Origin of the sequence: Streptomyces sp. NBC_00091, assembly GCF_026343185.1 — a bacterium.
In the GTDB taxonomy this organism is placed as follows: domain Bacteria; phylum Actinomycetota; class Actinomycetes; order Streptomycetales; family Streptomycetaceae; genus Streptomyces.
The window spans coordinates 117,513-129,901 of sequence record NZ_JAPEMA010000001.1 but is presented as its reverse complement, the minus strand read 5'-3'; the positions used below and the strand labels follow the sequence as shown (position 1 = coordinate 129,901).

Below are 12,389 nucleotides of genomic sequence, written 5' to 3'. Positions count from 1 at the left end.
AACGACCACGTGCCGACGTAACGTGATCGACTACTCCAACCGCGCAAGGTGGTCTTGCCCCGCGCTGTGACGGGGCCTACCTTCGACTCCCTACGCACACCGTCTACGTGCGTAGAAGCCGGCGTTCCCGTCGCGAGGAGCAGCTCATGGCCCAAGTCGTCCGCGCCGCACTCGTCCAGGCCACCTGGACCGGAGACACCGAGTCGATGATCGCCAAGCACGAGGCGCACGCCCGCCGGGCGGCCGCCCAGGGCGCGCAGATCATCGGCTTCCAGGAGGTGTTCAACGCCCCCTACTTCTGCCAGGTCCAGGAGCCCGAGCACTACCGCTGGGCCGAGCCCGTCCCCGACGGCCCCACCGTCCGGCGGATGCAGGACCTGGCCCGGGAGACCGGGATGGTGATCGTGGTCCCGGTCTTCGAGCTGGAGAGCGAGGGCTTCTACTACAACACCGCCGCCGTCATCGACGCCGACGGCAGCTACCTCGGCAAGTACCGCAAGCATCACATCCCCCAGGTCAAGGGCTTCTGGGAGAAGTTCTACTTCCGCCCCGGCAACCTCGGCTGGCCCGTCTTCGACACCGCCGTCGGCAGGGTCGGCGTCTACATCTGCTACGACCGCCACTTCCCCGAGGGCTGGCGCCAACTCGGCCTGGCCGGCGCCCAGCTGGTCTACAACCCGTCCGCCACCTCCCGCGGCCTGTCCGCGTACCTGTGGCAGCTGGAACAGCCCGCGTCCGCCGTCGCCAACGAGTACTTCGTCGCCGCCATCAACCGCGTCGGCCAGGAGGAGTACGGGGACAACGACTTCTACGGAACCAGCTACTTCGTCGACCCGCGCGGCCAGTTCGTCGGAGAGGTGGCCAGCGACAAGGAGGAGGAACTCCTCGTCCGGGACCTGGACTTCGACCTGATCAAGGAGGTCCGCGACCAGTGGGCCTTCTACCGCGACCGCCGCCCCGACGCCTACGGAGGACTCGTACAGCCGTGACCAACCCCATTCCGCTGCACAGCCGCCACCGCACCGTCCTGCCCGACTGGCTCGCGCTCTACTACGACCGCCCCATCGAGCTCACCCACGGCGAGGGCCGCCACGTCTGGGACGCCGAGGGCAACCGCTACCTCGACTTCTTCGGCGGCATCCTCACCACGATGACCGCCCACGCCCTGCCCGAGGTCACCAAGGCCGTCTCCGAACAGGCCGGGCGGATCATCCACTCCTCCACCCTCTACCTCAACCGGCCCATGGTCGAGCTGGCCGAGCGGGTCGCCGCCCTGTCCGGCATCCCCGACGCCCGGGTCTTCTTCACCACCTCCGGGACCGAGGCCAACGACACCGCCCTGCTGCTCGCGACCACGTACCGCCGCTCCAACCAGATCCTGGCGATGCGCAACAGCTACCACGGCCGGTCCTTCTCCACCGTCTCGATCACTGGCAACCGGAGCTGGTCCCCGACCAGCCTCTCGCCGCTCCAGACGTACTACGTGCACGGCGCCGTCCGTACCCGGGGCCCCTTCGCCCACCTCGACGACACCGCCTTCACCGCCGCGGCCGTCGCGGACCTCGAGGACGTCCTGGGCCAGGCGCGCGGGGGAGTGGCCGCGCTCATCGCCGAACCGATCCAGGGCGTCGGCGGGTTCACCTCACCGCCCGACGGGCTGTACGCCGCCTTCCGCGAGGTCCTCGACCGGCACGGCATCCTGTGGATCAGCGACGAGGTGCAGACCGGCTGGGGCCGTACCGGCGACAACTTCTGGGGCTGGCAGGCCCACGCCCGCAGCGGCCCGCCGGACATCCTCACCTTCGCCAAGGGCATCGGCAACGGCATGTCCATCGGCGGGGTCGTGGCCCGCGCCGAGGTGATGAACTGCCTCGACTCCAACTCCATCTCCACCTTCGGCGGCTCCCCGGTCACCATGGCGGCCGGCCTCGCGAACCTCGGATACCTGCTGGAGCACGACCTCCAGGGCAACGCCCGGCGCGTCGGCGGCCTGCTCCTGGAGCGGCTGCGCGCCATCACCGCCGCCGTGCCCGCCGTACGGGAGGTCCGCGGCCGGGGCCTGATGGCCGGAGTGGAACTGACCAAGCCGGGCACCGACCGGGCCGACCCCGAGGCGGCCGCCGCCGTACTGGAGGCCGCCCGCGCGGGCGGGCTGCTGCTCGGCAAGGGCGGCGGGCACGACACCAGCGTGCTGCGCATCGCGCCGCCGCTGTCCCTCACCGTCGCCGAGGCGGAAGAGGGCGCCGAGATCCTCGAACAGGCGCTCCGCAGCATCCAGTAGGGGGACGCACATGAGCATCCGTACGCTGATCAGCGGCGGCCTGGTCGTCACGGCCGCCGACGAGCTCCACGCGGACGTCCTGATCGAGGACGGCCGGGTGGCGGCCCTCGCCGCGCACGGCTCGGCCGCCGCCGAAGCCTGGACGGCCGACCGTACGATCGACGCGAGCGGCAAGTACGTCATCCCCGGCGGGGTCGACGCGCACACCCACATGGAACTCCCCTTCGGCGGCACCGCCGCCTCGGACACCTTCGAGACCGGCACCCGCGCCGCCGCCTGGGGAGGCACCACCACCATCGTCGACTTCGCCGTGCAGGGCGTGGGCCGCTCCCTGCGCGAGGGGCTCGACACCTGGTACGACAAGGCCGACGGCAACTGCGCCGTCGACTACGCCTTCCACATGATCCTCTCGGACGTCAACGAGGGGACCCTGAAGGAGATGGACCTCCTCGTCGGGGAAGGGGTCACCTCCTTCAAGCTGTTCATGGCCTACCCCGGCGTCTTCTACAGCGACGACGGGCAGATCCTGCGGGCCATGCAGCGGGCCTCCGGCAACGGCGGGCTGATCATGATGCACGCCGAGAACGGCATCGCCATCGACGTCCTCGTCGAACAGGCCCTGGCACGCGGGGAGACCGACCCCCGCCACCACGGCGAGGTCCGCAAGGTGCTCCTGGAGGCCGAGGCCACCCACCGCGCCATCCAGCTCGCCCGGGTCGCCGGCTCCCCGCTGTACGTGGTCCACGTCTCGGCGCAGGAGGCGGTGGCCGAGCTGGCCGCCGCCCGGGACAAGGGCCTGCCGGTCTTCGGGGAGACCTGCCCGCAGTACCTCTTCCTCTCCACGGACAACCTGGCGGAGCCGGACTTCCAGGGCGCCAAGTACGTCTGCTCCACCCCGCTGCGTCCCCGCGAGCACCAGGCGGCGCTGTGGCGGGGCCTGCGCACGAACGACCTCCAGGTGGTATCCACCGACCACTGCCCCTTCTGCTTCCGGGGCCAGAAGGAGCTGGGCAGGGGCGACTTCTCCAAGATCCCGAACGGTCTTCCCGGCGTGGAGAACCGTATGGACCTCCTCCACCAGGCCGTCCTGGACGGGCACATCAGCCGCCGCCGCTGGATCGAGATCGCCTGCGCGGCCCCGGCCCGGATGTTCGGCCTCTACCCCCGAAAGGGCACCATCGCGCCGGGCTCCGACGCCGACATCGTCCTCTACGATCCGCACGCCGAGCAGGTCATCTCCGCCGAGACGCACCACATGAACGTGGACTACTCGGCGTACGAGGGCAAGCGGATCACCGGACGCGTCGACACGGTCCTCTCGCGCGGCGAACTCGTCATCGACCGGCGCGAGTACACCGGCCGGGCCGGCCACGGCGCCTTCGTCCCCCGCTCCACCTGCCAGTACTTGTAAGCCCGCAAGCAGCAAGGAGCCGCCATGGACTTCGGCCTCGTCCTGCAGACAGACCCGCCGGCCTCCCAGGTCGTCAGCCTCATGAAACGCGCCGAGCGCAACGGCTTCCGCTACGGCTGGACCTTCGACTCGGCCGTGCTGTGGCAGGAGCCGTTCGTCATCTACAGCCAGATCCTGGCCAACACGCAGAAGCTCCACGTCGGCCCCATGGTCACCAATCCGGGCACCCGCACCTGGGAGGTCACCGCCTCCACCTTCGCCACCCTCAACGACATGTACGGCAACCGCACCGTCTGCGGCATCGGCCGCGGCGACTCCGCCATGCGCGTTGCCGGCCGGGCCCCCAACACCCTGGCCCGCCTCGGGGAGGCCATCGACGTCATCCGCGACCTCGCCGAGGGCCGCGAGGCACTCGTCGACGGCAACCCGATCCGCATCCCGTGGATCCGCGAGGGCAAGCTGCCCGTGTGGATGGCGGCGTACGGGCCCAAGGCGCTGGCCCTGGCCGGCCAGAAGGCGGACGGGTTCATCCTCCAACTGGCCGACCTCTACCTCACCGAGTGGATGGTCAAGTCGGTCCGCGAGGCCGCCGTGGCAGCCGGCCGTGACCCGGACACGATCGCCATCTGCGTGGCGGCCCCCGCGTACGTGGGCGAGGATCTCGCCCACGCCCGCGACCAGTGCAGGTGGTTCGGCGGGATGGTCGGCAACCACGTCGCTGATCTGGTCTCCCGTTACGGGGAGCACTCCTCGATGGTTCCCGAGGAGCTGACGGAGTACATCAAGTCCCGCCACGGCTACGACTACAGCCACCACGGCCGCGCCGGGAACCCGTCGACGGACTTCGTCCCGGACGAGATCGTGGACCGCTTCTGCCTCCTGGGGCCGGTCGAGGCCCACATCGAGAAGCTCCGGGCCCTGCGGGATCTCGGCGTCGACCAGTTCGCCCTCTACAACATGCACGACGCCCGGGAAGCGACCATCGACGCGTACGGATCCGACATCATCCCGATGTTCAGCTGACTACCGCGAGTAGCACGGGGCCGACCGGGAGGTTGGCCCCGCAGCAGGTTGGCACTGACTCTCGTGCGGGCACGGGGAGATGCCGGGGCTGGGTCTTTCGCCCGGTGAAGTGACCCATCAGGTCCCGACACTTCCGATTTATGCCGCGAGGTCCAGCCGTTGATGGCAGCGGACCCTCGCCTGGTATGGCGTGATGTAGCCGATGGTCGAGTGGATCCGCTCCCGGTTGTAATGCTCCGCGATTCACAGGAAAACGTCCTGTCGAGCCTGCGCCCGGGACTCCCAGACGGTCGTGCCGATCTCTGCTTTCAGGACCGCGAAGAAGCTCTCCGCGGCGGCATTGTCGAAGCACGAGCCGGTACGTCCGGCGCTCTGTCGGATGTCCAACTCGCCCAGCAGGGCACGGAATTGTTTTGAGGTGTATTGCGACCCGCGATCCGAGTGAAAGATCGCATTGCCCGCCGTATGCCCGCCCGCATGGGCCATCCGGATGGCGTCCCCGCGACCAGCTCGGTGCGCATGTGGTCGGCCATCGACCAGCCCACGACCTCCCGTGTGCACAGGTCGATCACCGTCGCCAGCTACAGCCATCCCTCGGTCGTCGGCAGGCAGGTGATGTCCCCCGACGAATTTCAAGCCGGGCAGCGGCGCGGTGAAGTTGCGCAGGATTAGGTCCGGTGCCGGCGGCGCCGTACGGTCCTGTCTCGTCAGCGACCGTGGTTTCCGTCGCGTTATCCCGACGATCTCACGCTCCCGCGTGATCCTTTGCGGTTCACCATGTTCCCCTGGTCACGGAGTTTCCGGGTGATCCGCAGGGCCCCGTAGGATCCCCGAGAATCGGTGTGGATCGCCCTGATCCGGCAGGCCAGCACCTCTTCCTCATCGGCCTTCTCCTGCCGTGCCTCCTTGTTCTTGTACCAACCAGGTCCACCGCGTCCCGCTTGAACTCTTCGGGGTAGTTCTTCCGCTTTGCCACCTTGGATCACTTCCCCTGGATGACCAAACATCCAGCGTCCAGGTGTCGGAATTCCGGGGGTCACTCCACCATCTGCGTGGCCGCCCCTGCCTACATCACGGCCGACGACTCGGCCGAGGCCTTGGTTCATGCCCGTGACCAGTGTCGCTGGTTCGGCGGGATGGTCGGCAACCACGTCGCCGACCTCGTCGCCCGCTACGGCGAGCACTCGGCCATGGCCCCCGACGAGCTCACCGCGTACATCAAGGACCGGCACGGCTATGACTACAGCCATCACGGCCGCGCTGGGAACCCGTCCACCGACTTCGTCCCCGACAACATTGTCGACCGGTTCTGCCTCCTCGGCCCTGCTGAGGCCCACATCGAGAAGCTAAGGTGCCTGAAGGATCTGGGCGTTGACCAGTTCGCGGTCTACGACATGCATGACGCCAAGGAGGCCACAATCGACGCGTACGGTGCCACGATCATCCCGTCGTTCCGCTGACCGATGAGGACCAGGAGCATGGCTGATCTACCTATGGGTCAGAAACTGGATGGGGTCTGAAGTTCGCCAAGCTGCTTCGCGAGGCTGGACGCGGACTCCTTGGCGCATGACAGGACAACGGAGAATTTACTGAGCGTCACGCCTTCGGGCCGCTTGGTGTAGGACCAGCGCTGACCGGCGCGCCAGAGGCTCCTGAAGAACTCATCGCGAGCGGCCTCATCCGCAGAAAGGACACTCTCGGCGGATTCGATGATCAGGACGTGGTAATCCGACGAAAGCCATTGAAGGTCACGAAGGCAATCGTAGAAGGCGTTCCAGTTCCATCCAAAGTATTCGGGAAACTTTAGCGTCTCGTCAAACTTTTGAAAAGTCGCAATTTCGTCTGGCATGTCTTGGCCATTTAGGCGTGCCACGTGAACGCTGCCAGAAGCGGGCAGGAGTTCATCGAGACGAATTCCGCCGCCTGGCGTGGTGACGTGCATCCATGGGGCAATATGCATTGCCGATGTCTCTTCTGTCATCACTCCGCCCAACTGGGACTTCTGCCCACAATGTACGTCTGGTAGTGAGTTGGGGTGTAGTAAGCGGACTTATCGCTGCCGAACACCCAGCGCTCACCGCCTGGCGTGGGGTTGTCCGGTGACGGGTAGGTCCCGTACTCCTGATAGGTGATCGGCTTTCCTGAGGGTTCGTGGGTGGGAAGTTGGTAGCCGCCGTTTTTGCCGCTGTTTTCAAATGGCTCGGTCCACCACTTTGGTCCATGGAAGCCCGGCCCACCCCCCCATGCGAAATTGTACTTCTCCATGTCCCGGAGGACTTCCAGGGACTCTGCAGGGATGGACTCGGGTACCCAGCCGTGAATCTTGTCGACGTCCCCCAGCGTGGCTCCCGGGCTGAAGTCCGGGCACGGCGCCAGCCCCATGGGGTCGATCCACGTGTGGGGATTGGGGACATAGGCTGCCGGGTTGGGCGCCGGGGTGAGGCCCAGGGGGTCATGGCTGAGGTAACGGGCGGTTTCGGGGTCGTAGTGGCGGAAGTAGTTGTAGTGGAGGCCTGTTTCCGGGTCGAAGTACTGCCCTGGGAAGCGGAGTGGGGTGTAGGCCGTGCTGGTGGACGCCCAGGTTGTGGTGCCCCACAGGGTGGTGCGGGTATGCCAGGCCAGTGTGCCGGACTCATCGAGCAGTTCGGTGGGGGCGCCCACGAGATCGGTGATGATGGTGAAGAATCGGGCGTCGATGACCTCTTGGGGCGTTTCTCGGTCCAGGAGGCGTTCTCTTTGAGTCAGCGGCTGTAGTGCCTTGTGGTCCCAGGTGAGGACTATCGAATGGGAGAGGGCCGGCGATTCCGTTGTCTGTTCGCACAGGGTGGTGCCGTCCCAGGTGAACGTGACCTGTTCGAGGACCGTCGTGCCGTCGGCGGCGAGGCATTGCTTGGAAATGCGACGGCCGAGGGCGTCGTACGCATAGCGCCATACGGCGCCGTCGGGGGTGGTCACCGAACGCAAGCGGTCTTCGGCGTCCCACTCGTAGCGCCAGGTCTCCTGCTTGCCGGACAGGCGAGTTTTGCGGCGCAGGGTGACGCGGCCCAATGCGTCGTGTTCGTAATGGATCCTGCCGGCGCGAGTGATCGTCGTGCCGGTGTACTCGCGAGGGCCGACGGCCTCCTGGCCGGGGTGGGTCGCCGGCCAGGAGGCCGTCGTCTGGTTGCCCGCGTCGTCGTAGCTGTACTGCTCGGTCCACCCTTCCGCCCGGACGGCAGTCACCTGGCCGGCCGCGTCCAGGTCAAAGGTCTTCGCGCCCACCAGCTGGTCGTCCAAGCCGATCAGGTTGCCGTCTGCACGGTACGTGTAGTCGCGACGCTGGATGCTGTGACCCGCGCTGGTGACGTGTTGGGTGGTGAGGCGGCCCCCGTGGTCGTACCGGGACGACATCATGACGGAGTCGCCGATCCGGCGAGTGATCTCCTGGCCGACTGCGTCGTAGTCGAAGGTGATGGTGCGGCCGGATGTGGTCAGGGAGGTGCGGCAGCCGACCGCGTCATAGGTCCAGGCGCTGACCGCCCTCGTCGGGGTCGTGCGGCCGGTGCGGCGGCCGAGCTCGTCGTACGCGTACCCCGTCGTCCGGCCGTTGACGGTCTCGAACATGAGGCGGCCGTACCGGTCGCGAAGGCGCGTGATCGTGGCATCCGCGTTGACCGCTTCCGCGAGCTGGTCGCCTGTGTCGTACACGAATGTGGTCACAGTGCCCGCAGCGTCCTTGCGGACGACGCGGTCCAGCTCGTCCCGCTCGTAGTGGATAGTTTGGCCGAGCGCGTCCGTCCGCGAAACGAGCCGCCCCGCCGCATCCCTTCCGTATGTCAGTGTCCGGTCGCCGAAGTCCGTCTCGGACATGACCCGCCCGGCTGGGTCGTACACGTAATCCCACGTCAGCCCCTGGGGGTTGGTGACCTGGGTGAGGCGGAGCTCGGTGTCGTAGCTGAACTCGTAGCGGATGCCGTCCGGACCCGTGCGGGCAGTCACGACATCGAAGTCTGTGTATTCGAAGGTCGTGACCCCACCAAGGGCGTCAATGTGGGCGATACAGTTGCCCTCGCCGTCGTACGTCCAGGACTGCTCGCTGCCGTCGGCCTCGACACGGCGGGCGAGCTTGCCCTCAACTGTCCACTCCAGGCGCGTGACGCCGCCCAGCGGGTCGCTGATCGACATCGCTCGGCCGAAAGCGTCACGCTCGTAGCAGGTGGTCGCCCCGAGCGGATCGGTGATAGCCAGGGGCAGACCGGCCTTGGCGGAAACGACTGTCGAGGTGTGCCCGAGCGCATCGGTGACGGAGGTGACGATGCCGGCCTCGTCATAGGTGAAGCGAGTCGTTGCGCCAGACGGCTCTGTTACCGACAAGCGGTTGCCGCTGGCGTCGAAACTCTGGCGCGTGACATTGCCGTCGGTACCGACGATGCGTATCGGGAGGCCGAGCTCGTTGTGCTCGGCTCGCGTCTGCCGTCCGTCTGGGCGCTCCACCAGAGTCAGGCGGCCCCACTCATCGAAGGTGGCACGGCTTATGTGCCCCAGGGGATCGGTCCGCGACAAGAGGTGGTTGTGGCGGTCGTACTCGGAGCGGGTGACCGCTCCCACTGCATCGATCTCGGCGACGACCTGTGACCGGTCATTGATCAAGTGACGCTCGGTGTGTCCCAGACTGCTGGTGACGGTGGTCATGCGGAGCCCGGTTGCGCGGTCGATGCCGTCCCAGGTGAAGGTGGATTCGAGGTGTCCGTTTGTCCCCGACTGGTAGATGCAGCGGTCCTGGTCGTCGTAGACGTAGTCGAAGCGGCTTCCGTTGGTGTCGGTCCACGAGGTGATGCGGCCGTGTTCGTCGCAGTCGAATCTCAGTGGGCGGCCTGAGGAGTTGATGACCGAGGTGAGATGGCCGTCGGTGTAGCCATACCGCAGGATCTCCTGATCGGATCCGTCCTCCGCGGCTCCCGCGAGGTGGAGGGCCGATAGGCGACCCTGGCTGGTGGTGAGCTTCAGGTGGTAGCCGCCGTGGTGGACGATCGCCGTCGGTGCACCAGCCTGGTCGTGCTCGAAGATGATCCACCGGCCGTTGCGGTCGTCGATCTGGGTCAGGAGCGCGAGCTCGTCCCTGTGGTCGGTGAAGTGCCAGACCTTGCCGGTGTCGGGATCGGTGATGGTGTAACCGCCCGCGACCCGTTCCAGTGGCCACTGCCGGCCGTGTGTGGGCATGACCGGAACACCGGGAGCCGGGTGAGGGTAGGCGAGCAGGCTTCCCTCGTCGCAGCTGAAGATCACGCCCTCGGAATCGATCTCCAGCCGCTGGTCCACCGTGGACGACCACGTCGGCCCGAACCAGCGCCCGGAGCGGCGCGAGGAGTCGAAGGTGCGCCGGAAGACAAGTGGAAGCGACCCGGGCAGAGCGATGTCGATCGTGGGCAGCAGCATGCGGCCGGTCGCAACGTCGACCGGGTCCCTCTTGCACACCGTCTCACTGCACCGCTGGCCGTTGCTGTCCGGGTTCTGTTCGTGCTCCCGACGGCGGAGGCCCTGGAGGTCGTCCAGGTGCTTGGCGGTGGTGCCGACCTTTTTGAGGGAGCCCATGCCCTTGGAGCCGATGAGCTCGGGGACGAGTTTGCCGAGGCCCTCGGAAGGGTCCTTCATGAACTCGCCGAGCATCTGCTTGCCGGCGCCCCAGGGGTCGTTGGCCATGGTGACCAGACCTGCTGCCGTGGAGTTCAGGTTCGTCACGTACTCGGCGGGGTGCGTGAGGTTGTACGGATCCTGCGGGTTGAGGGCGCGGGCGAAATCAAGAGTGCCGGCGGCTCCCTTGACGATGCCACCCACGAAGTGGTTGTTGGCGAGCTGCATGTAGGCGATGCCGTCGGCGAGCTGGTTCGCGTACGTGGGCTTGGGCGGGGCGGCGTCGCGCGCGGCGCGGACCGCGGTCGCGGCGGTCTGGGCCTGCTCGTTGCGCTGCTTGCGCGCGCTCTCCAGCTTCTCCTGGGCTGCCGCGGCCAGGGGCTTGCCAGGGTCGTTGAAGGTCTCCGCTGGTCGCGGCGGGAGCTGCTCCTTCTTCGCTTCGACGGCGTTCCTGTACTCCGTGACCTGCCTGTTGTAGGCGTTGCGGGCGTCCTCGGAGGCGTTCTTCGCCTTGTTGTAGTCGTCCAGGGCCTCCTTGGCCTGGCCCTGCGCCCATTCCACGGTTTCGGCGAAGCGGCCCATGGCGTCCGAGGCCTTCCCGAAGGCCTCGGACGCCTTGAACCAGCGCGGAGGCTGCTTCGCCACCGCCTCCCGGAACGCCTTGGCGGCCTGGCCCTTCAGGCCGTCGGGCTCGGTCAGGTTCTTCAGGCCGTTGCCGACGGACTCGAAGGCCGTCTTGAAGTCGTTCAGGTGCCCGACCTGGGCGTGGATCTTGGACACGCTGCCGTAGACGAGCTTCTTCGGGTCGTCGGTCTGCCCCAGCTCCAGCTCGGAGACGTCCGCGCCGAGCTGGTTGGCGGCGGAGCGGGACTTGTCGCGGATCCAGTCGCCCGCATCGTCCAGGCCGGCCTCATCGGCGAGTCCGGCGACCTTGTCGCCGCCCCACTCGACGAAGTCGCCGACCTTCTGGATGCCGTGCTCGACCTTGTCCTCGACCGAATCCGGTATGAAATCCCGCCAGCCGCTCATCAGTTGCCGTCCCCGTCGCGCTTCGCCTGCTCCAGCAGATCCTTGATCGACCCGACCTTCCCCGTCGACGTCACCGTGTCCTTGGCATCGGACCAGGTCCGCTTGGTGTCCTGAGCGCCCTTCTCGAAGGACCCCACGCTGTAGCCCGGCTTGTAGACATCCGCGCTGAAGATGTCATCCCAGGACTTCTTCTCGATCTCGTCCTCGCTGGCGTGCGGATTGCCGTACAGGGAGTTCGCGGCCACCTTGAAGCTGCCCTGGACGTAGTGGTCCTCCTCCCAGACCGTCCCCGCGGCGATACCGAGGTTCCCGGCCAGGGCGGAGGCGTCCTGGATCAGAGACCGGACGCCCCACTCCCAGCGCTCACAGAAGTCCTCGAACTCCTTCGACAGACCACCATGCCCGGTCTCCATCCCCGTCATCGACAGGCTCTCGAACCCCGCCCCCTGCGACGCCCCGGCCGCGTCCCCGGACTCGCGCAGCTCGGAAATCGCATCCCGCAGCCCCTTCTGGATCGCCGCGACCGCGGCCGGGGACACCTCCAGGTCACCGTCGCCCGCCATCAGGCCGCCTCCCCATCCCCGACGGCGCGCAGGTCCACGGCGCAGCCGTCGGGCACGATCCCGGCCACGGGCGGGAACAGCATCGACCCGCCCTCGTCCGCCACGTTCACAGCGATGCCGGCCGGGCCGTCCACTTCGGGCACCACCGCATCCACGAGCCGCGCCCCGAGGATCGCCAGGTACGGCCACTCCCGCGCGGCCTCACCACGGGCCTCAACGAACCGGGCGAAGGCCTCCTCGTCCGTGAACGCGTACAGCCACCGGATCCCGCCCGAGACGGCCGACATCAGCCCACCCGCGCTGTCGTCAGCGAGCGGAACAAGCAGCACCGCCCGCCGGAACTCACCCACCAGACGCCCGGGATCCCCCGTGCCTGCCCGATACGCGGCAATCTCTGCGGTCAGTTCCATGCTCTACGCCCCTCCCCGGGCGTGCTCACCCGGACAGAGCACAGTACCTTGATCGCCGATTT

Annotated in this window: 10 protein-coding genes and 1 pseudogene; 5 read left to right on the top strand and 6 right to left on the bottom strand. The window is 67.4% G+C overall.

Features of this window, described 5'->3' with window-relative positions; translation table 11 throughout:
* Positions 1–146: 146 nt before the first annotated feature.
* From OOK34_RS00585 to OOK34_RS00570, 4 genes are read left to right on the top strand one after another with little or no spacing between them, the layout of a single operon-like run.
* Complete coding sequence (locus tag OOK34_RS00585; RefSeq protein ID WP_267031871.1) at positions 147–989, top strand: nitrilase-related carbon-nitrogen hydrolase; 843 nt, start codon at positions 147–149, stop codon at positions 987–989.
* Positions 986–2,281: an aspartate aminotransferase family protein gene (locus tag OOK34_RS00580; RefSeq protein ID WP_267031870.1), complete on the top strand. Its 1,296-nt coding sequence runs from the start codon at positions 986–988 to the stop codon at positions 2,279–2,281. Before OOK34_RS00585 ends, OOK34_RS00580 begins: the two co-directional genes overlap by 4 nt.
* A 10-nt stretch (positions 2,282–2,291) precedes the next feature.
* Positions 2,292–3,692 (top strand): dihydropyrimidinase, encoded by a 1,401-nt coding sequence (hydA, locus tag OOK34_RS00575; protein WP_267031869.1) that lies wholly within the window; start codon positions 2,292–2,294, stop codon positions 3,690–3,692.
* Between the two features lie 24 nt (positions 3,693–3,716).
* A complete protein-coding gene (locus tag OOK34_RS00570; protein WP_267031868.1) occupies positions 3,717–4,715 on the top strand; it encodes a TIGR03842 family LLM class F420-dependent oxidoreductase in 999 nt (332 codons plus the stop codon).
* Positions 4,716–4,958: 243 nt separating this feature from the next.
* Here the strand turns inward: OOK34_RS00570 and OOK34_RS00565 are convergent, their stop codons facing one another.
* Positions 4,959–5,201, bottom strand: coding sequence for a DDE-type integrase/transposase/recombinase (locus OOK34_RS00565; protein ID WP_267031867.1), 243 nt, complete (start codon positions 5,199–5,201; stop codon positions 4,959–4,961).
* 245 nt (positions 5,202–5,446) lie between these two features.
* Positions 5,447–5,722, bottom strand: coding sequence for an IS3 family transposase (locus OOK34_RS35470; RefSeq protein WP_353963374.1), 276 nt, complete (start codon positions 5,720–5,722; stop codon positions 5,447–5,449).
* A 36-nt stretch (positions 5,723–5,758) separates the two neighbouring features.
* On the opposite strand from OOK34_RS35470, the pseudogene OOK34_RS00560 reads away from it, so the two are divergent.
* A pseudogene (locus OOK34_RS00560) lies at positions 5,759–6,175 on the top strand (LLM class flavin-dependent oxidoreductase); the annotation flags it as partial.
* Positions 6,176–6,213: 38 nt separating this feature from the next.
* Here the strand turns inward: OOK34_RS00560 and OOK34_RS00555 are convergent.
* The 4 genes from OOK34_RS00555 to OOK34_RS00540 are packed head-to-tail and all read right to left on the bottom strand — an operon-like array spanning position 6,214 to position 12,327.
* Positions 6,214–6,696 (bottom strand): barstar family protein, encoded by a 483-nt coding sequence (locus OOK34_RS00555; RefSeq protein ID WP_267031866.1) that lies wholly within the window; start codon positions 6,694–6,696, stop codon positions 6,214–6,216.
* On the bottom strand, positions 6,696–11,354 hold the full coding sequence (locus tag OOK34_RS00550; RefSeq protein ID WP_267031865.1) for a putative T7SS-secreted protein: 4,659 nt from the start codon (positions 11,352–11,354) through the stop codon (positions 6,696–6,698). Before OOK34_RS00550 ends, OOK34_RS00555 begins: the two co-directional genes overlap by 1 nt.
* Entirely contained in the window at positions 11,354–11,917 is a 564-nt protein-coding gene (locus OOK34_RS00545) for a hypothetical protein (RefSeq protein ID WP_267031864.1), read from the bottom strand. The genes OOK34_RS00550 and OOK34_RS00545 overlap by 1 nt, the downstream gene beginning before the upstream one ends.
* Positions 11,917–12,327 carry an SseB family protein gene (locus OOK34_RS00540; RefSeq protein ID WP_267031863.1) on the bottom strand — a complete coding sequence of 137 codons (411 nt, stop codon included), beginning with the start codon at positions 12,325–12,327 and terminating at the stop codon, positions 11,917–11,919. Before OOK34_RS00540 ends, OOK34_RS00545 begins: the two co-directional genes overlap by 1 nt.
* Positions 12,328–12,389 lie beyond the last annotated feature (62 nt).

What these genes read in the sequence shown, in the direction of transcription:
- OOK34_RS00540 (WP_267031863.1), bottom strand. Translation starts at nt 12,327, where the DNA reads ATGGAACTGACCGCAGAGATTGCCGCGTATCGGGCAGGCACGGGGGAT.
- OOK34_RS00585 (WP_267031871.1), top strand. Translation starts at nt 147, where the DNA reads ATGGCCCAAGTCGTCCGCGCCGCACTCGTCCAGGCCACCTGGACCGGA.
- OOK34_RS00570 (WP_267031868.1), top strand. Translation starts at nt 3,717, where the DNA reads ATGGACTTCGGCCTCGTCCTGCAGACAGACCCGCCGGCCTCCCAGGTC.
- OOK34_RS35470 (WP_353963374.1), bottom strand. Translation starts at nt 5,722, where the DNA reads ATGTTTGGTCATCCAGGGGAAGTGATCCAAGGTGGCAAAGCGGAAGAA.
- OOK34_RS00550 (WP_267031865.1), bottom strand. Translation starts at nt 11,354, where the DNA reads ATGAGCGGCTGGCGGGATTTCATACCGGATTCGGTCGAGGACAAGGTC.
- hydA (WP_267031869.1), top strand. Translation starts at nt 2,292, where the DNA reads ATGAGCATCCGTACGCTGATCAGCGGCGGCCTGGTCGTCACGGCCGCC.
- OOK34_RS00565 (WP_267031867.1), bottom strand. Translation starts at nt 5,201, where the DNA reads ATGGCCCATGCGGGCGGGCATACGGCGGGCAATGCGATCTTTCACTCG.
- OOK34_RS00555 (WP_267031866.1), bottom strand. Translation starts at nt 6,696, where the DNA reads ATGACAGAAGAGACATCGGCAATGCATATTGCCCCATGGATGCACGTC.
- OOK34_RS00545 (WP_267031864.1), bottom strand. Translation starts at nt 11,917, where the DNA reads ATGGCGGGCGACGGTGACCTGGAGGTGTCCCCGGCCGCGGTCGCGGCG.